Source organism: Actinopolymorpha rutila, assembly GCF_013407855.1.
GTDB classification, from domain to species: Bacteria; Actinomycetota; Actinomycetes; order Propionibacteriales; family Actinopolymorphaceae; genus Actinopolymorpha; species Actinopolymorpha rutila.
The window spans coordinates 1,422,186-1,439,474 of sequence record NZ_JACBZH010000001.1; the positions used below are offsets into that span (position 1 = coordinate 1,422,186).

A 17,289-nucleotide genomic window follows, 5' to 3' on the forward strand; every position below is an offset into this window, starting at 1 on the left:
CGAGTCGCGCGGACCCTGGCCCCTCATTGATGCGTGCCGTCTGTGTTTCCGTGCCCGGAAAGCACGACCATCGGAGCACCGTGCACAAGAAGGTACTTATCGGTGCCATCGGCATCGGAGTGGTCGGCGCGCTGGGAATCGGCGGCACGACCGCTTATGCGTCGCTGAACAAGTCCGTCACCGTCTCGGTCGACGGTAAGGCTCACAATCTCCACACTTTCGACTCCACCGTCGGTGACGTTCTGGCGTCGCAGAAGATCAAGGTCGGCCCACGTGACGTGGTGGCGCCGGCGAGGACGGCAAAGATCACCGACGGCACCCGGATTGCCGTCCGGTACGCCAGGCCGCTCACCCTCAACGTCGACGGCTCCAAGCAGACCCACTGGGTCACCGCGATGAGCCTGGGCGAGGCACTGAACAACCTGGGCGGCCGCTTCGCCGGCGCCCACACCTCCGCCAGCCGCTCGGTCGGCATCGAGCGGAAGGGCCTCACGGTCGACATCCTCACCCGCAAGTCCGTGGTGATCAGCCACGACGGCAAGAAGACCCCGCTGGACGAGCCGTTGCGGACCGTGTCCGACGCGCTCGCCAAGGCTCGGGTCAAGGTGGACGCCGACGACCGGGTGAAGCCGAGCCTGTCCACCGAGGTCAAGGACGGCACCGCGATCACCGTCAACCGGGTGGACGTCCGCAAGTCGACCCGCAAGGTCGCGCTGTCCTACAACACGGTGCACCGGAAGACCTCGTCCCTGTACAAGGGCCACAGCAAGGTCGACCGTGTGGGCCACCAGGGCGAGAAGGCCCAGATCTTCCGTACGACCTACGTCGACGGCAAGAAGGTCAAGACCCAGTTGCTGTCCCAGAAGGTCGTACGCCGGCCGGTGGACAAGATCGTGCTGGACGGAACGAAGGTACGTAAGACCACCACCTCCAGCAGCGGCGGTGGTGGCGGTAGCAGCAGCGGCGGTGGTGGGAGCAGCAGCGGTGGCGGCGGCAACGTCGGCGGCGGCGTGGACAGCCTCAACTGGGCCGCGCTGGCGCAGTGCGAGTCCAGCGGCAACCCGCGGGCGGTCAACCCGTCCGGCTACTACGGGCTGTACCAGTTCTCGCTGTCGACCTGGCACTCCGTGGGAGGATCGGGCAACCCGATCGACAACTCCTCCGCGGAGCAGACCTACCGGGCCAAGCTCCTGTACAAGCGGGACGGCGCGGGTCAGTGGAGCTGCGGGAGCCACCTGTACGACTGACGGTCACCACGTCAGTGCCCACCCCTGACCAGTCCTGACGGCTGAGCGCGCGTCCGGGCGCCGGTGGGTGCCAGATAGCGTTCCGGTGTGGGTAACGCGTTCGAAGCTGCGTCCGCCGGGCCGAGTCTCCTCGGCCCGGCGGACGTTCGCGTGCTGGCGGCGGACCTCGGCCTGCGCCCCACCAAGCAGCGGGGGCAGAACTTCGTCACCGACGCCAACACCGTCCGCCGGATCGTGCGGGCCGCGGGCGTCGGGGCCGGCGACGTGGTGCTGGAGATCGGCCCCGGGCTCGGCTCCCTGACCCTCGCCCTGCTCGGCGCGGCGGCCCGGGTGGTCGCGGTGGAGATCGACGACACGCTCGCCGGCGCGCTGCCGGGGACGGTCGCGCGCTTCGCGCCCGGGCAGGCCGACCGGCTGGAGGTGGTCCACGCGGACGCGATGGACCTCCGCTCGCTGCCCGGACCGCCGCCGACCGCGCTGGTGGCCAACCTGCCGTACAACGTCGCCGTCCCGGTCCTGCTCGGCGTACTCCAGCACTTCCCGTCGGTCGAGCGCGGCCTGGTGATGGTGCAGTTGGAGGTGGCCGACCGGCTGGCCGCGGCACCCGGCTCCAAGGTGTACGGCGTGCCCAGCGTGAAGGCCGCGTGGTACGCCGAAGTCGCCCGCACCGGCCTGGTCGGGCGTACGGTGTTCTGGCCGCAGCCGAACGTCGACTCCGGCCTGGTCGCCTTCACCCGCCGCGAGCCACCGCCGACCACCGCCTCCCGGGAGCAGGTGTTCGCGGTCGTCGACGCGGCGTTCGCCCAGCGCCGCAAGACGCTGCGGGCGGCACTGTCCCGCCTGGCCGGGTCGCCGGCCGCGGCCGAGAGCGCGTTGCGGGCGGCCGGCATCGACCCCGGCGAACGCGGCGAACGCCTGGACGTCACCGCCTTCGCCCGGATCGCGGAGGCGCTGCCCGCCGTTCAGGGACCGGACACGGCGCGATCGAAACGTACGGAATCGAAACGCAGGTCGGAACGCGGAGAAGGGAAGCCCGCTCGGTGAGCGCTGTAGTGGTGAGGACGCCGGCCAAGGTCAACCTGGCCCTGATGGTCGGCCCGTTGCGCACCGACGGCTTCCACGAGCTCGCCTCGGTCTACCAGGCGGTCGGCCTGTACGACGAGGTGGCGGCGACGCTCGCGCCACCGGGGGAGTTCACGGTGCGGGTCAGCGGCCGGGAGGCCGGCAAGGTGCCGCTCGACAACGGCAACCTCGCGGTCCGCGCGGCCCGGCTGCTCGCCGAGCACGCCCGGGTCGACGCCGGTGTCGCCATCGACATCACCAAGGGCATCCCGGTGGCCGGCGGTATGGCGGGCGGCAGCAGCGACGCGGCGGCCGCCCTGGTCGCCTGCGACACGCTGTGGGGGACCAAGGCCGACCGGAACACCCTGCTCGGACTGGCCGCCCGGCTCGGCAGCGACGTGCCGTTCTGTCTGCTCGGCGGCACCGCGATCGGCGCCGGGCACGGCGAACTCGTCACCCCGGCACTGGCCAGGGGGTCCTACGAATGGGTGTTCGCACTGGATGGCGAGGGCATGTCCACGCCCGCGGTGTACGCCCGGCTGGACCGGATCCGCGACAACCTCGTCGTCCTGCCCCCGCGGATCCCCGAGCCGATGATGGCCGCGCTGGCGTCCGGCTCGGCGACCGAGCTCGGCGCGACGCTGGTCAACGACCTGCAGCCGGCCGCCCTGCGGATGAGGCCCCGGCTCGGGCAGGTGCTGGACGCCGGCCGCGACTACGGCGCGATCGGTGCCGTGGTCTCCGGGTCCGGTCCGACCTGCGCGTTCCTGGCCCGCGACCACGCGCACGCGGTCGACCTGTCCGCGCGGCTTGCGGGAACCGGGCTGTGCGCCTCGGTGCGCCGGGCCACCGGACCCGTGCCGGGCGCCCGGGTCGTCGAGTCCTGAGCCCCGCGGGTGCCGCACGGGAGACCCGGGAAGTCCCGCCGCGAAAAACCGGTTGCGGCCGTTCGCCGGCCTGCGCCAGAGTGTCGGCAGTCGTCAGCCGCGGGTGGTGCCTGTCGCGGCGACCCAGGGCATCCGGCCGTCGGCCGGCGCGATCGAGGAGGTGCGAAGTGACCATGAATGCCGTCCGGGCGTGGTCTCGTACCCGTCCTCTCGCGACGCCCTCCGGCCGCTGACAGGCGCCGAAACTCACCGCGCACGGCGGGAGGGCCGCACCCTTCCCAAGGAGTTCTCTCACCGTGCGCAAGCGCAACCTGAACTACGACCGCAACATCGACGTCTCCGCCTACGACGCCACCAACGATCTCGACCCCGGTCTCGACGACGCACCGGCCTCGGCCCGGATGCGGCGCCGGCGGTCCGACACCGATCCCGCACCCCGCTCGCGGGGCCGGATGACCGAGGAGGCCCGCGCCCGGCTGGTGGCCGAACGCGAGGCCGCCGCCGTCGACGACGGTCCGCCGACCGGCTACCGCTGGACCACCTGGGACGACCCCGGTGGCCATGGTCCGGAGCCGTACCCGTCCTGGCTGGTCACCGACCTGGCCGCGGTGGACGCCGAGTTCGGCGTCCTCAAGACCGGTAAGGAAGCCGACGTGTTCCTGATCGAACGCGGCGTGCCCGACGGTGCCGGCAGCGCCGGGAGCCGGTGTCTGTTGGCGTCCAAGCGGTACCGCTCGGCCGACCACCGGCTCTTCCACCGCGACGCCGGCTATCTCGAGGGCCGGCGGTCACGGCGGACCCGCGACCAACGGGCGGTCGAGAACCGCACCAACTTCGGCCGCAACCTGATCGCCCAGCAGTGGGCGGTCGCCGAGTTCGACGCGCTGAGCCAGCTGTGGACCGCGGGGCTGCCGGTGCCCTACCCGGTCCAGCATCTCGGCACCGAGCTGCTGATGGAGTTCATCGGCTCCGCCGACGGCCAGGCGGCGCCCAGACTGGCGCAGCTACGACCGGAGCCGGACCAGCTGGCCGACCTGTGGCGGCAGCTGCACGACGCCCTGGTCCTGCTCGGCCGCAACGGGTACGCCCACGGCGACCTGTCGGCGTACAACCTGTTGGTGAACGACGGCGAGCTGATCCTGATCGACCTGCCTCAGTTGGTCGACGTGGTGACCAACCCACAGGGCCAGGAGTTCCTGCGCCGGGACGTGAAACGGATCTGCGAGTGGTTCGTGGCCCGGGGCATGGACCCCGACCTCGCCGCCGCCGACCGGCTGACCGCGGAGGTCCTCGAGGAGGCCGGCGCGAGCTGACAGTCACGTGCGTTCGCCGCCATGATGGGGGGATGGCGGCGAACGCGCAGACCACGGGGGAGACTTTCGACCGGCTCGACTGGTACGCCCGCGACTTCGAGGCGGAGCGGTTCGTCGAGTGCGTGTTCCGCGAGGTCGACCTCACCGAGTCCCGCAGTCACGGCGCGTCGTTCGAGCGGTGTGAGTTCCACAACTGCCGGTTCAACGCCTCCGAGCACCGGGAGTCGGCGTTCGCGGGGTGTGAGTTCCGGCGTACTTCCTTCTTCTCCGCGGTCCTGGACGGCTGCAAGTTCACCGGCGCGACATTCGTCGACTGCGTGTTCCGGCCGTTGACCGTACGCGGCGGTCAGTGGGGCGGGATCACGGCGCGGGGCGCCGACCTGACCGGGCTCGACCTGCGCGGCCTTCGGCTGGGCGACGCCGACCTGTCCGAGGCCAACCTGAACGGAGCGGTGCTGCGCGACGCGGACTTGTCGTTCGCCAGCCTGCGGGGCACGGTGCTCATCGAGGCGGACCTGCGCGGTGCCAACCTGCACGCGGTCGACCTGAGTGTGGCGAAGCTGGGTGACACCCGGCTCGACCTCGCCGGCGCGGTGCTGCTCGCGGAGTCACACGGCGCGCGCGTCGAAACGGCTGACTAGCCGAGCGGCGTCGATGGCCGCGGGATGCGGCAGCTCGTCGTACACCACGACCTGGGTGTGGCCGTCGTGGCCGTGGATCGCGGTGACGTCGGCGAGTGACTCGTAGACGTTGATCGAGGGTCGCGGCCCGCACCAGGCGAGGCTGACCTTTCCGTTGGGGTACACGGTTCCCCACGCAACGACGCCCGTTCCCGAAACGCCCGTCGAGTCACGGTGTCGATACAGCTGGAAGCGACACGGCATGGTTGTCGCGCTGGTGGGCATGAGCCCTTCCTCTCCATCACGCCATCACGTGCTCCGCGAAGTGGAGTCCTACGGGCCGCCGCGCAGGGAATGGGCCGGGGTCTACGGCGGCCCGTAGGGACTCCTAGAGTGACAGGAGCACCACGTATGGTCAAGTAAGACTTCCAATGTAAATTTTCATCAACCAAGTTGATCTTCGCGTTCCGGGATTTCCCGACTGATGTGGCATAAGTACTTGCCACACTCGGGCCCAAGGTCCAGACTTTTCGCAGTTACGCACCGGGGAGGCTCGCATGCCCAGAGTGACCGGACCCACGATCTCGCGGTGGCGGCTCAGCAAGGAGTTGAGGCGGCTGCGCGAGGAGGCGGGACGCTCCTTCGACGACGCGGCAGAGCTTCTCGGATGCTCACCTTCGAAGATTCGCAAGATCGAGGCGGGTGAGGTCGGAATCGTGAAGGCGGAGCTGGATTCGCTGCTGGACCTCTACAAGGTCGACGACGAGGAGTTCTCAACGCTCCTGCGCGACCTGCAGAAGCTCGGCAAGCAGCGCGGATGGTGGGCTCCGCTGGGCTCACTCCCCAAGCAGTACAGCGTCTTCGTCGGGCTGGAGTCGGAGGCGTTGCGCATCCGGCAGTTCGAACCCCTCATGCTCCCGGGTCTGCTGCAGACCGAGGAGTACGCGAGTGCGCTCGACGCGATGTGCACGTTCCTCACCGCCGACGAACAGGCGCGGGCGGTGAAGGTGCGGATGGCCCGCCAGGAGCAGTTCTGGGCGGAGGGCGCCGACGACGACCGCAGCCGGCTGTGGGTGATCGTCGACGAGGCGGCACTGCGCCGGCCGGTGGGCGGCAACCTGAGCATCATGCGCGGCCAGTTGCTGCGGGTGCTGGAGCTGTCCAACCACTGCATCTTCCAGGTGGTGCCGTTCGAGGCCGGCAGCTATCCCGGCACGTCCGGTCCGTTCACCATCTTCGACTTCGACGAGGACGTCCACTCACCCGTCGTCTTCACCGACGGACACGCCGGCATCGCGCTCCTGGAGTCCGAGGCCGACGTCGACCGAGGTAACCGCGCGTTCGCGCACATGGCCGCCGTGGCGCTCAGCCCCACCGAGTCGGCCCGCAAAGTCGTGGCCATCGCATCGGAGATGGCCACCCAACAAGGAGGCGAAAATGAAAGTTGACCTGTCCCGAGCACGATGGCGCAAGGCATCTGCCTCGGTCGGGATGTCGAACTGCGTGGAGGTCGCCGACCTCGGTGCGCAGCTGGCCGTCCGCGACTCCAAGGACCGGCAGGGCCCGAAGCTGGTCTTCGGCGCGGGCTCGTGGTCCAGCTTCGTCGGAGGCGCCAAGAAGGGCGAGTTCGACCTGCGCTGAGCAGGCACCGAGCAGGCACCGCCCTGAGCAGTTGATCCGGTAGATCCGGCAACAGCACGAAACCCCCGGCCTCCCGCCGGGGGTTTCGTGTGTCGTACGCGAGTGCCGGCCGAGCGGCGCGGCGTGGCTCAGGCGGTCGCGTGCACCGGGCCGCGCTGGGCGCGGGCGAACAGCTCCCTCCACTCGGCGGACCCGTCGTCCAGCCAGGCGTCCATCCGGACGCCGGGCTCCTGGACAGGATGGTTGCCGGCCAGGAAGTCGGTCCACATGTCGGCCATCCGCGCGTAGTGCACGGCACGCCCGGACGGCCAGACGACCGACAGGACGTGCCGGCGTTCGGGGAGGGTGTGCGGTGCCGGCATCCGGTAGCGCTCCAGCGCGTCCTGGTCCACCTCAACGCCCAGGCCCGGCCCGCCCGGCACCACGAGGTAGCCCTGCTCGACGCGCAGCGGGTCGACGATCAGGTCGTCGGCGTAGTTGTTGAGCGCGGTCACCGCGGGCCAGCGGGCGTGGGTGAGCACCGAGCCGAGGTGTGCCACCAGCGCGGTGGTGAGGCCTGCGCCCACCCACTGCAGCCAGAACGCCTTGCCGAACTCCGCGCAGATCGCGCCCCGGTGCAGTGCCGTCGCCACGCCGCCCTCGACGACGAAGCCGTCACAGGTCTCCTGGCGTACGACGGCCTGGAACGGCTGCGCGGCGAGGTGCACCGCCAGCGGCCGGCCGATCCGGTCGCGAAGGTGGCGGTAGCCCTCCAGGTCCGCGTGCGGGATCGGGGTCTCGTAGATCGCCACCCGGTCGCGGCGGTCGAGCTCGCGCAGCACCGGCGCGGCGTCGCCGGCCGACAGCAGCATGGCGTTCCAGTCGATGTCCAGCCGGTAGTGCGGGGGAGTCACCGCACTCACCTGGTCGACCTGGGCGTAGACGTCCAGCCACGGGCGCGCCTTGAACTTGTGGAAGACATACCCGGCCGCGACCGCCTCCCTGGCCTCCTCGGCCAGCGCCTCCGGCGCCATCTTGGTGTTCCACCAAGCGATCGGGACGCGTTCGCGCACCTTCCGGCCGAGCAGGGCGGACACGGGTACGCCGAGTGCCTTCCCGACCAGGTCGTACATCGCCATCTGCAGGCCGGGGCCGAGCGAGTCGTCGCCCAGGAAGTCGGCCGGGTTGCCGCCGCGTACGCGCGCGGCCGCCTGATCGGGGACGAGTCCCCAGCCGTAGTGCAGCAGCGTCTCGCCCCACCCGACCAGGCCGGCGTCGGTGGTCACCTTCACCACCTCGATGACACCCCAGTCCCACACCAGGAGGGCGTTCCACTCCTGGCAGCGGGGTGTGAACGGCACGTTGACGACGATGCGTTCGACGTCGGTGATCTTCAGCGGCGCACTCATCGGCACCCTTTCTCGGCTCGGCGGCTGTTCCTGCGTCCGGTTCCGCGTCTGTCCGGCGTACGGCGTTCGGTGCGTATCCATCCATCGTTGCCCAGGTCGGGCACGGCCGGAACGCCTCGGTCCGCCCTCAGCCAGGCGGGTCCACCGTCGGCCGGACGGGGACGTGAGGGTGATCCACGCGAGCGGATAGCCTCGACTGCGGCGCGGCGGCCGGGTGCCCTCCAGTGATGGCCCGGCGCGGCCGGCGCCTCCACGACAGAAGGGCACGGATGGCGACCAACCTCGTCAACCTCGAACGGGTCGACAAGTCCTACGGCATCACGCCGCTGCTGGAGCAGGTGAGCCTCGGCGTCTCCGCGGGCGAGCGGATCGGCCTGGTCGGGCGCAACGGCGCCGGCAAGACGACCCTGCTGGGGTTGCTCGCGCGCACCGAGGAGGCCGACGCCGGGCGGGTCACCCACAACCGCGGGCTGCGGGTTGGCGTGCTGGGGCAGCGCGACGACTTCGAGCCGGGCCGCACCGTCTCCGACGTCGTACTCGGCGACCTGCCCGCGCACACCTGGCTGTCGGACCGCCGGGCACGTGACGTGCTCACCGGCCTGCTCGCCGACGTACCCCTCGAACGCACCGTCGACGGCCTGTCCGGCGGCGAGCGGCGGCGGGCGGCGCTGGCCCGGCTGCTGGTCCGCGAGCACGATCTGGTCCTGCTCGACGAGCCGACCAACCACCTCGACATCGAGGTCACCGACTGGCTGGCGCAGCACCTGCGCGGGCGGTCGGAGGCGCTGGTGGCGGTGACGCACGACCGGTGGTTCCTGGACGCGGTGTGTACGACGACCTGGGAGCTGGCCGACGCGCAGGTCAACTCGTTCGAGGGTGGCTACGCAGCATACGTGCTGGCCCGGGCCGAACGCGACCGGATGGCCGACGCCTCCGAGTCCAGGCGGCAGAACCTCCTGCGCAAGGAGCTGGCCTGGCTGCGGCGCGGCGCGCCGGCCCGTACGTCCAAGCCGAAGTTCCGGCTGGACGCGGCGTCCGCGTTGATCGCCGACGAGCCGGACCCGCGGGACCAGCCGGCGCTGGCGAAGTTCGCCTCCGCCCGGCTCGGCAAGACCGTGGTGGACCTGAAGGACATCGACGTACGCCGCGGTGAGCGCGAGCTGCTGCGGGAGGTGAGCTGGCAGCTCGGCCCGGGCGAACGTATCGGCGTCGTGGGGGTGAACGGCGCCGGCAAGACGACCCTGCTCCGGCTGCTCGCCGGCGAGACCGAACCCGACCACGGCAAGGTGGCGTGGGGCCAGACCGTCCAGCTCGGCCACCTGTCGCAGGAACTCGGCACGCTCGACCCGGACGTGACCGTGGCCGCCGCGGCCGAGGAGATCAAGCGGGTGGTCAAGCTGGCCCCCGACAACATCCGTCCGGGCGCGATCGGGCGCCGTCCGGTGCCGACCGTCGGGCCGGAGGTCACCGCGATCTCCCTGCTGGAACGCTTCGGCTTCCGCGGCGACCGGCTGCGCACCAGGGTTGGCGAGCTGTCCGGTGGTGAGCGCCGTCGGCTGGAGTTGTTGTGCCTGCTGCTCACCGAGCCCAACGTGTTGCTGCTGGACGAGCCGACCAACGACCTGGACATCGACACCCTGCAGGTCATCGAGGACTTCCTGGACGGCTGGCCGGGCTCGCTGGTCGTGGTGACGCACGACCGGTACTTCCTGGAGCGCACCTGCGACACGGTCTGGGCGCTGCTGGGTGACGGCCGGTTCGCGATGCTGCCCGGCGGTGTGGAGGAGTACCTCCAGCGGCGCCAGAACGGAGTGGGCGGACCGGCCGCCGGGAGCGCGGCCGGGGCGTCGCCGAGCGTGGCCGAGGCGCCGGGTGCTGCCGGCTCGGGAGCCGCCGGTTCGCCTGCGCCGGCGCAGGACGGCGCTGTGCGGCAGGCCTCGGCCGCCGACCAGCGGGCGGCGAAGAAGGAGCTGGCCAAGCTCGAACGCCAGCTCTCCCGGCTGACCGTCCGGGTCGACCAACTGCACAGCGCGCAGGCCGAACACGCCAGCGACTACGAACGCCTGATGGAGCTGGACGGCGAACTACGCGGAGTCCAGGCGGAGAAGGACGAGGTCGAGACGCGCTGGCTGGAACTCGCCGAGTCCCTGGAGGGAACGGCGTAGGCCGCTGCGGCCGGTGTGGGTGGGGTGTCTCGCCGTCAGCGGGGTTCCCAGGCCTGCGGGCTGTTCACCAGCCGGCGCAGGTGCGGTGAGAGCTTGCCGCTGACCACGTCGGCCAGGCTGGTCTCGTCGAGGACGCCGCGCACCGCCGCGCGGGTGGCCACCCACACCGTCTGCAGGTTGGCCGCCACTCCTTCGTACGACGCCTGCTCCGGGCGCATGCCACGAACCCCGGCGAGTGGACCGTCGACGGCGCGGATGACGTCGCCGACCGCGATCTCCTCGGCGGGGCGGGCGAGCCGGTAGCCACCCTCGGCACCGCGCAGGCTGCGGACGAGACCTGCCCGCCGCAGGTCACCGAGGATCGCCTCGAGGAACTTGTGCGGCAGCCCCTGGGCGTCCGCGAGCGCCTGCGCGGTGACCGTGTGGGGTACCGCGGCGAGTTCGAGCATGGCGCGGACGGCGTAGTCGGCGCGGGCCGAGATCTGCACGGGCTCATTCTGCCGTGCGCGCCTGGACGGTCGGACGGCCCGGTCCCCGACGCTGGGCGTGTCGAGTGCCTGGATTCAGCTGCGTTCGTCGAACGGCCCGAGCAGCCGGCGCAGCAGGTCCGCGAGCTGGTCGCGGTCGGCGGCCGGCAGCCCGGCCAGCAGTTCGCGTTCGTGGGCGAGCAGATCGGCGAGGGCGGTGTCCACCCGGTCGCGGCCCTTCGGGGTGAGCCGGACCCGTACGCCGCGGCGGTCGGCGGGGTCCGGACGGCGTTCGACCAGGTCCTTGGCGGCCAGCCGGTCGATCCGGTTGGTCATGGTTCCGCTGGTGACGAGGGTCTGGGTGAGCAGCCGGCCGGGGGAGAGTTCGTACGGCGTGCCGGCGCGGCGCAACGCGGTGAGGACGTCGAACTCCCACGACTCCAGATCGTGGGTGGCGAAGACCAGCCGCCGGGCACGGTCGAGGTGGCGCGCCAGCCGGGTCACCCGGGACAGGACCTCGAACGGCGACACGTCGAGGTCGGGCAGCTCCCGGCGCCACGCGGTCACCAGCCGGTCGACCTCGTCCTGTCCCGGCGCGCCCGCTGGTTTCCGGCGCGCCGGCTCGTTGCTGTCCACGACGTCCAGCCTAGGGGGTGTCAAGACTCTTGACGTCGAGATACCGACTCGGGCAAGCTATCTCGACGTCAAGATAAATCGGTGCCCTGTTGGTGGGCACGACTCTCACGGGAGGCAGCGGATGGGCACCGACGATCGAGGGGCCACGGGCGGTACGGGTGACGCCGGGCGGGCGGGCGGGGCCGACGGCCTCAGGTGGGATCCCCGGCAGTACCTGAAGTACGCCGACGAGCGCGGCCGGCCGTTCGCCGATCTCGTCGCCCGGGTGGCAGCACCGGCGCCCGCGTACGTCGTCGACCTCGGCTGCGGGCCCGGCAACCTCACCGCCACCCTGGCCGACCGCTGGCCGGACGCGCACGTCGAGGGCATCGACTCCTCGCCGGAGATGATCGACCGGGCGCAGAACCTGGCGGCCGAAAGCCCCGGCCGGCTGTCGTTCCGGCTCGGCGACGCGCACTCGTGGGTGCCGGACCGGCCGGTCGACGTCCTGGTCACCAACGCGACCCTGCAGTGGGTGCCCGGCCACGAGGCGCTGCTGCCCACCTGGGTCGGCCACCTCGCACCCGGCGGCTGGCTGGCCCTGCAGGTGCCGGGCAACTTCGACAGTCCCACCCACCGCATCCTGTTCGACCTCGCCGCCGAGGAGCCGTGGGCGACGCACCTAGCCGGCCGGGTCCGGCAGCGGGCCGCCGCGCCGGGTGCGGAGGAGTACCTCGCCCTGCTGGCCGGCGCCGGCTGCGAGGTGGACGCCTGGGAGACGACGTACCTTCACGTGCTGCCCGGCGAGGACGCTGTTTTCGAGTGGATCCGGGGCACCGGCGCCCGGCCGGTGCTGCAGGCGCTGCCCGACGACGTACGCCCGGAGTTCGAGAGGGCCTACAAGGAACGCCTCGCCGCCGCCTACCCGCGGCGCGACCACGGGACCGTCCTGCCGTTCCGGCGGGTGTTCGCCGTCGCGCACCGGGCCGCGTCGTGAGCGAGCTGGTCGTACGCGAGGCCACGCGCGCGGACCTGCCCGCGGTGCTCGCGCTGGTCGCCGCGGACGCGATCCGCGAGGTCGCCGAGGACGTGGGCCACGACGCGGAGCCTGCTCCCGGCTACGTCGCGGCGTACGAGGAGATCACCGCCGACCCGAACGCGCTGCTGCTCGTCGGCGTACTCGACGGCGAGGTCGTGGCCACCTGCCAGGTCAACTTCCTGCGCCACCTGATGTACCACGGCGGCCTGGTCGGCCAGGTCGAGTCGGTCCGCACCGCCGCCGAGCTGCGTGGGCGGGGGATCGGCGCCGCGCTGATGGAGTGGGTGCTGGCCGAGTGCCGGCGGCGTGGTGCGGTACGGCTGCAGCTCACCTCGAACGCCGCCCGAAAGGACGCGCACCGGTTCTACGAACGGCTCGGCTTCGTCGCCAGCCACGTGGGGATGAAGCGCTACCTGGGAGCGGACGCATGACGGAGTACGCATGAACGGAGTACGAGCATGAGGCTGCACCATGTCCAGGTTTCCTGTCCGCCCGGTGGAGAGGAATCGGCGCGGGCGTTCTACGGCGGGGTGCTCGGCCTGCCCGAGGTCGGCAAGCCGCCGGAGCTCGCCGCCCGAGGCGGGGCGTGGTTCCGGTCCGCCGACGGGCAGGTCGAGGTGCACGTCGGTGTGGAGGCCGACTTCGTGCCGGCGCGCAAGGCCCATCCGGCGTTCTGTGTCGACAGTGACGAAGACATCGAGGAGGTCGCGGCGCGGGCCGAGTCGGCCGGCTTCCCGGTGACCTGGGACGAGCTCTTCCCGGGCTACCGGCGGTTCCACACCGCCGACGGCAACGGCAACCGGGTGGAGATCCTCACGCCGGTGCGGTGACCGAACGCGGTGGTGCGAGGCTGGGAGGATGCCGACCGACTCCACTGCGAAATACCCCGACGCATTGACCGACGCGACCGCCGACGCCGTGTCCGGCGCCGCCACCGACACCGGCGCCCGCCGCCGGGTGCTGGTCACCGGCGCCACCGGCTACATCGCCGGCCAGCTCGTGCCCGAACTCCGGGACCGCTACGACGCGCGACTCCTCGACGTACGCCCCGGTCCCGACGTCGAGGTGGTCGACCTGCTCGGCACCCCGGCGAGCGAGCTGGCAGAGTACTTCCAGGGCGTCGACACCGTCGTGCATCTGGCGTACCACCGGCCCGACGGTGAGGACCCGCAGACCCGCTACGACGGCGAACGCCGCAACGTCGACCTGATGCAGCGGGTCTACCAGCTCGCGCTGGACCACGGCGTGCGCCGGGTGGTCGCGGCCAGCACCAACCAGGCCGCCAAGTGGTACGAACAGCCCTACTTCGCCGGGCGGCGGGACCGGGTTGGCCCGGAGGACTACCCGCGGCCGGACAACTTCTACGGCTGGGCGAAGGCGGCGTACGAGTCGCTGGGCTTCCTCTACGCCTGCGGCAGCCTCGGCCGGGCGCTGGAGGTGATCCAGGTGCGGATCGTGGTGCCGCGCGAGATCGACCCGGAGAACTTCGTCGACCAGCCCGCACACCGCTACGTCCGTGAGCTCGCCGGTTACATCAGCGAACGCGACCTGCGCCAGCTGTTCGTACGGTCGATCGAGACACCGGACATCGCCGACGAGCACGGTGTGCCGTTCCACATCTTCTACGGCGTGTCCGACAACGCGCGGAAGTTCTGGAGCATCACCAACGCGCGCGAGGTGATCGGGTACGCGCCCCAGGACGACTCCGAACGCCGGTTCGCCGCCGACATCGCCCGCCTGCTGCACAGGGACACCCGGTAGCGTTCCGCTGTGCGACACGGCGTACGTGACTGGTTGGCGCCCCGACGTCCCGACCGGCCCGAGGTGGTCACCGACCCCCGCGAACGCCGCGCCCTGCTCGTCGAACTGCTGCTCGTCTTCAGCGTCACGCTGGGGCTGTCCGGCCTGCGCAGCCTGCTGTCGCTGCTCGACTCGCTGCTGAAGCCGGAGCCGCTGAGCAAGCAGTCGGTGGCGCTCAACGTCTCCCAGGCCGCGCAGCAGCTGATCGACTTCGCGCTGCAGCTCACCGGCGTCCTGCAACTGCTCGCGTGGGGCGGCCTCGGCGCGTACCTGCTGTGGCGGTCCGGCATCGGGCCCCGGCTGGTCGGGCTCGGCCTGCGCCGCTGGCCACGCGACCTCGCTGCCGGTGCCGTGCTGGCCGCGGTGATCGGCATACCGGGGCTCGGGTTGTACTTCCTCGCCCAGGCGCTCGACCTGAACCTCAACGTGCAGCCGTCCACCCTGGGCGAGCACTGGTGGCGTACGCCGGTGCTGATCCTGTCCGCGGCCGGGAACGCCTGGGCCGAGGAAGTGCTGGTCGTCGGCTACCTGCTCACCCGGCTGCGGCAGTTCGGGTGGAGCGAGAACTCCGGGCTGATCACGTCGGCGGTGCTGCGCGGGTCGTACCACCTCTACCAGGGGTTCGGCGGCTTCGTCGGCAACGTCGTCATGGGGCTGATCTTCGGGCGGTTCTGGCAGCGCACCAACCGGCTGTGGCCCCTCGTCGTCGCGCACACCCTGCTCGACGTGGTGGCGTTCGTGGGGTACGCGCTGCTGCGCACCCACGTGAGCTGGCTGCGCTGAGCTGAGCCCTGCCCGGGTGCCGGTTCAGAGCAGCCTCAGAGCAGCCTCAGAGCAGTCCGGTGTGGTCCTGGTAGCACTGGCTGAACTTCTTGGTGTCCTGGGAGAACGGAAGGCACGGCTGCGCCTGGTGTGCCCAGAAGAAGCCGAGGGCGATCGTGAGGATCGCCAGCGCCAGCCCGCCCGCGGCCGCCGCTCCGTTGGTGGCCCGACCGCGGTAGGCGCGGACCAGGCCGGTCACCGACAGTGCCAGGCCGAGGGCGGCGAGGAGCACTGCTCCCGTCCAGGCGACCAGCAGCGAGGCGAGGAACGCCGCACCGGCCAGCGCCAGCCCGAACCAGCCGGACCGGTTGCGCGGCGGGCGTACAGGACGCGGCGGCGTCGGTTCGCCCGAGTCGTACAGATCGCGAGGATCGCGGGGTTCTCCGGAGTCGCTCGGCTCACCCGGGTCAGCGGGGTCACGGGGGTCGCGCGGGTCGGCGGCGGTCATGGAGGGCATTCTCGCTCGCACCGCCGTCCGGCGTCACACTAGTGTCGCCCCATGAGCAGAGCAGCGGTGCTCACCTCCCAGGTGAGCGACTTCCCCCGGTGGTACCAGGACGTCGTGGCCAAGGCCCAGCTTGCCGACAACGGCCCGGTCCGCGGGACCATGGTCATCCGTCCGTACGGCTATGCGATCTGGGAGCGGATGCAGGCCGAGCTGGACGCCCGGATCAAGGACGCGGGCGCCCAGAACGCCTACTTCCCGCTGTTCATCCCGGAGAGCTACCTCCAGCGCGAGGCCGAGCACGTCGAGGGGTTCAGCCCCGAGCTCGCCGTGGTCACCCACGCCGGCGGGAAGGACCTCGAGGAGCCGATCGTCGTCCGCCCCACCAGCGAGACGATCTTCGGCGAGTACATGGCGAAGTGGGTCCAGAGCTACCGCGACCTGCCGCTGCTGCTCAACCAGTGGGCCAACGTCGTGCGGTGGGAGCTGCGGCCGCGGGTGTTCCTGCGGACGAGTGAGTTCTTGTGGCAGGAGGGCCACACCGTGCACGCGACGCAGGCGGACGCCGCCGCGTACGCGCGCCGGATCCTGCACGAGACGTACGCCGCGATGATGGTCGACGTACTCGCCATTCCCGTCATACCCGGGATTAAGACGCCGAAGGAACGCTTCGCCGGTGCCGCGCACACGCTGACCTGTGAGGCGATGATGCGGGACGGCAAGGCGCTGCAGATGGGCACCAGCCACGAGATGGGGCAGAACTTCGCGCGGGCGTTCGACATCCGCTTCCTCGACGCCGAGGGGGAGCGGCCGTACGCCTGGACGACCTCCTGGGGCGCGTCCACGCGGATGGTGGGCGGGCTGATCATGACGCACGGCGACGACTCCGGTCTGCGGATCCCGCCGCGCCTCGCCGCGACCCAGGTCGTGGTGACGATGGTCAAGGCAGGTGAGGGTGTCGCAGAGCTCGCGGGCACGTTGGTGGACGACCTGCGCGCCGCCGGCGTCCGCGTCGCTCTCGACGACCAGGTGGCGGTGGCGTACGGCCGCCGTGCCGTCGACTGGGAGCTGAAGGGTGTCCCGGTGCGGATCGAGATCGGCCCGCGCGACGTGACCGCCGGCACGGTCACCGTGGTGCGGCGGATCCCGGGTACGAAGACGCCGACGCCGGTCGCGGGTGTCGTGGCGGCGGTCGAGGAGGCGCTTTCCGCAGACCAGGCCGCGCTGCTGCGGGAGGCGGAGGAGTTCCGCGACTCCCGTACGGTCGACGTGGCGACGATCGACGAGGCGACCGAGGCGGCGGGGTCGGGCTGGGCGCGGATCCCGTGGGCGGCGGTCGGCGAGGAGGGCGAGGCCCGGCTGGCGGAGAGCGCGGTGACCGTACGCTGCCTGCTCCGCCCCGACGGGAGCGTGCCGGAGGCGGAGGACGAGCCGGACCTGATCGCGATCGTCGGCCGGTCGTACTGACCAGTACTTGAGTCGGACCTGGTCGCACCGGCCGGTCGAAACGCCCTCAACCGGGTGCGGAGCCTGATCGGCTCCCGCGTAGGCTGTGGGCGCCTTGGGGTGTCGTCTAAGGGCAAGACCTCAGATTTTGGATCTGATGATGGGGGTTCGAGTCCTCCCACCCCAGCCACCCTCTGACCTGCAGCTTTGTCGCCGTCGACGGTGATCGTTCGGGCCGCTACCCATGACCTTCCCCTGGGATAGGCAGGCCGCAGGCTCGGCTTCATACGGCGTCGCTGGAACTCCTACCAGGTGCTGGTCCATGCCGGAAC

19 protein-coding genes and 1 tRNA gene are annotated in these 17,289 nt (G+C 71.3%); 15 read left to right on the forward strand and 5 right to left on the reverse strand.

Annotation, left to right across the window (positions count from 1 at the left end):
* Positions 1-80: 80 nt before the first annotated feature.
* From F4554_RS06265 to F4554_RS06285, 5 genes are all read left to right on the forward strand, one after another.
* On the forward strand, positions 81-1,247 hold the full coding sequence (locus F4554_RS06265) for a ubiquitin-like domain-containing protein (RefSeq protein ID WP_179786505.1): 1,167 nt from the start codon (positions 81-83) through the stop codon (positions 1,245-1,247).
* Positions 1,248-1,334: 87 nt separating this feature from the next.
* The gene (gene rsmA / locus F4554_RS06270; protein WP_179786506.1) at positions 1,335-2,291 is read left to right on the forward strand and encodes a 16S rRNA (adenine(1518)-N(6)/adenine(1519)-N(6))-dimethyltransferase RsmA; all 957 of its coding nucleotides are present in this window, start codon (positions 1,335-1,337) and stop codon (positions 2,289-2,291) included.
* On the forward strand, positions 2,288-3,196 hold the full coding sequence (locus F4554_RS06275; protein ID WP_179786507.1) for a 4-(cytidine 5'-diphospho)-2-C-methyl-D-erythritol kinase: 909 nt from the start codon (positions 2,288-2,290) through the stop codon (positions 3,194-3,196). Before rsmA ends, F4554_RS06275 begins: the two co-directional genes overlap by 4 nt.
* A gap of 296 nt (positions 3,197-3,492) precedes the next feature.
* Positions 3,493-4,509: a serine protein kinase RIO gene (locus tag F4554_RS06280; RefSeq protein WP_337795897.1), complete on the forward strand. Its 1,017-nt coding sequence runs from the start codon at positions 3,493-3,495 to the stop codon at positions 4,507-4,509.
* Between the two features lie 32 nt (positions 4,510-4,541).
* Entirely contained in the window at positions 4,542-5,150 is a 609-nt protein-coding gene (locus tag F4554_RS06285; RefSeq protein ID WP_179786508.1) for a pentapeptide repeat-containing protein, read from the forward strand.
* Here the strand turns inward: F4554_RS06285 and F4554_RS06290 are convergent.
* A complete protein-coding gene (locus F4554_RS06290) occupies positions 5,118-5,315 on the reverse strand; it encodes a hypothetical protein (RefSeq protein WP_238341230.1) in 198 nt (65 codons plus the stop codon). The genes F4554_RS06285 and F4554_RS06290 overlap by 33 nt on opposite strands.
* A gap of 371 nt (positions 5,316-5,686) precedes the next feature.
* Between F4554_RS06290 and F4554_RS06295 the strand changes: the two genes are divergently transcribed.
* Together F4554_RS06295 and F4554_RS06300 are read left to right on the forward strand one after the other, a co-directional pair.
* Positions 5,687-6,577, forward strand: a complete 891-nt coding sequence (locus tag F4554_RS06295) for a helix-turn-helix domain-containing protein (RefSeq protein ID WP_179786510.1) — start codon at positions 5,687-5,689, stop codon at positions 6,575-6,577.
* Positions 6,567-6,770 (forward strand): DUF397 domain-containing protein, encoded by a 204-nt coding sequence (locus tag F4554_RS06300; protein WP_092649514.1) that lies wholly within the window; start codon positions 6,567-6,569, stop codon positions 6,768-6,770. The genes F4554_RS06295 and F4554_RS06300 overlap by 11 nt, the downstream gene beginning before the upstream one ends.
* A 128-nt stretch (positions 6,771-6,898) precedes the next feature.
* Here the strand turns inward: F4554_RS06300 and F4554_RS06305 are convergent, their stop codons facing one another.
* Positions 6,899-8,158 (reverse strand): mandelate racemase/muconate lactonizing enzyme family protein, encoded by a 1,260-nt coding sequence (locus F4554_RS06305; protein ID WP_179786511.1) that lies wholly within the window; start codon positions 8,156-8,158, stop codon positions 6,899-6,901.
* A gap of 269 nt (positions 8,159-8,427) precedes the next feature.
* Here F4554_RS06305 and F4554_RS06310 point away from each other — a divergent pair, with 269 nt between their 5' ends.
* Positions 8,428-10,323: an ABC-F family ATP-binding cassette domain-containing protein gene (locus F4554_RS06310; protein WP_179786512.1), complete on the forward strand. Its 1,896-nt coding sequence runs from the start codon at positions 8,428-8,430 to the stop codon at positions 10,321-10,323.
* Positions 10,324-10,358: 35 nt separating this feature from the next.
* Here the strand turns inward: F4554_RS06310 and F4554_RS06315 are convergent, their stop codons facing one another.
* Entirely contained in the window at positions 10,359-10,811 is a 453-nt protein-coding gene (locus F4554_RS06315) for an Rrf2 family transcriptional regulator (protein WP_179786513.1), read from the reverse strand.
* A 75-nt stretch (positions 10,812-10,886) separates the two neighbouring features.
* The gene (locus tag F4554_RS06320; RefSeq protein WP_179786514.1) at positions 10,887-11,426 is read right to left on the reverse strand and encodes a MarR family transcriptional regulator; all 540 of its coding nucleotides are present in this window, start codon (positions 11,424-11,426) and stop codon (positions 10,887-10,889) included.
* A 121-nt stretch (positions 11,427-11,547) separates the two neighbouring features.
* Between F4554_RS06320 and F4554_RS06325 the strand changes: the two genes are divergently transcribed.
* From F4554_RS06325 to F4554_RS06345, 5 genes are read left to right on the forward strand one after another with little or no spacing between them, the layout of a single operon-like run.
* Positions 11,548-12,402, forward strand: a complete 855-nt coding sequence (locus F4554_RS06325; protein ID WP_179786515.1) for a trans-aconitate 2-methyltransferase — start codon at positions 11,548-11,550, stop codon at positions 12,400-12,402.
* A complete protein-coding gene (locus F4554_RS06330) occupies positions 12,399-12,875 on the forward strand; it encodes a GNAT family N-acetyltransferase (RefSeq protein WP_179786516.1) in 477 nt (158 codons plus the stop codon). Before F4554_RS06325 ends, F4554_RS06330 begins: the two co-directional genes overlap by 4 nt.
* A 27-nt stretch (positions 12,876-12,902) precedes the next feature.
* Positions 12,903-13,274, forward strand: a complete 372-nt coding sequence (locus F4554_RS06335) for a VOC family protein (protein ID WP_179786517.1) — start codon at positions 12,903-12,905, stop codon at positions 13,272-13,274.
* 28 nt (positions 13,275-13,302) lie between these two features.
* Positions 13,303-14,205 (forward strand): NAD-dependent epimerase/dehydratase family protein, encoded by a 903-nt coding sequence (locus tag F4554_RS06340; RefSeq protein WP_179786518.1) that lies wholly within the window; start codon positions 13,303-13,305, stop codon positions 14,203-14,205.
* Positions 14,206-14,214: 9 nt separating this feature from the next.
* Entirely contained in the window at positions 14,215-15,027 is an 813-nt protein-coding gene (locus F4554_RS06345; protein ID WP_179786519.1) for a CPBP family glutamic-type intramembrane protease, read from the forward strand.
* 46 nt (positions 15,028-15,073) lie between these two features.
* Here F4554_RS06345 and F4554_RS06350 read toward each other — a convergent pair whose 3' ends face one another.
* The gene (locus F4554_RS06350) at positions 15,074-15,514 is read right to left on the reverse strand and encodes a hypothetical protein (protein ID WP_179786520.1); all 441 of its coding nucleotides are present in this window, start codon (positions 15,512-15,514) and stop codon (positions 15,074-15,076) included.
* A gap of 51 nt (positions 15,515-15,565) precedes the next feature.
* Here F4554_RS06350 and proS point away from each other — a divergent pair, with 51 nt between their 5' ends.
* Both proS and F4554_RS06360 read left to right on the forward strand, forming a co-directional pair.
* Entirely contained in the window at positions 15,566-16,978 is a 1,413-nt protein-coding gene (gene proS / locus F4554_RS06355; RefSeq protein WP_179786521.1) for a proline--tRNA ligase, read from the forward strand.
* Positions 16,979-17,073: 95 nt separating this feature from the next.
* Positions 17,074-17,147 (forward strand) — tRNA-Gln (locus tag F4554_RS06360).
* Positions 17,148-17,289: the final 142 nt, after the last annotated feature.

What these genes read in the sequence shown, in the direction of transcription:
- F4554_RS06285 (WP_179786508.1), top strand. Translation starts at nt 4,542, where the DNA reads ATGGCGGCGAACGCGCAGACCACGGGGGAGACTTTCGACCGGCTCGAC.
- F4554_RS06295 (WP_179786510.1), top strand. Translation starts at nt 5,687, where the DNA reads ATGCCCAGAGTGACCGGACCCACGATCTCGCGGTGGCGGCTCAGCAAG.
- F4554_RS06300 (WP_092649514.1), top strand. Translation starts at nt 6,567, where the DNA reads ATGAAAGTTGACCTGTCCCGAGCACGATGGCGCAAGGCATCTGCCTCG.
- F4554_RS06305 (WP_179786511.1), bottom strand. Translation starts at nt 8,158, where the DNA reads ATGAGTGCGCCGCTGAAGATCACCGACGTCGAACGCATCGTCGTCAAC.
- F4554_RS06310 (WP_179786512.1), top strand. Translation starts at nt 8,428, where the DNA reads ATGGCGACCAACCTCGTCAACCTCGAACGGGTCGACAAGTCCTACGGC.
- F4554_RS06325 (WP_179786515.1), top strand. Translation starts at nt 11,548, where the DNA reads ATGGGCACCGACGATCGAGGGGCCACGGGCGGTACGGGTGACGCCGGG.
- F4554_RS06335 (WP_179786517.1), top strand. Translation starts at nt 12,903, where the DNA reads ATGAGGCTGCACCATGTCCAGGTTTCCTGTCCGCCCGGTGGAGAGGAA.
- F4554_RS06340 (WP_179786518.1), top strand. Translation starts at nt 13,303, where the DNA reads ATGCCGACCGACTCCACTGCGAAATACCCCGACGCATTGACCGACGCG.
- F4554_RS06350 (WP_179786520.1), bottom strand. Translation starts at nt 15,514, where the DNA reads ATGACCGCCGCCGACCCGCGCGACCCCCGTGACCCCGCTGACCCGGGT.
- proS (WP_179786521.1), top strand. Translation starts at nt 15,566, where the DNA reads ATGAGCAGAGCAGCGGTGCTCACCTCCCAGGTGAGCGACTTCCCCCGG.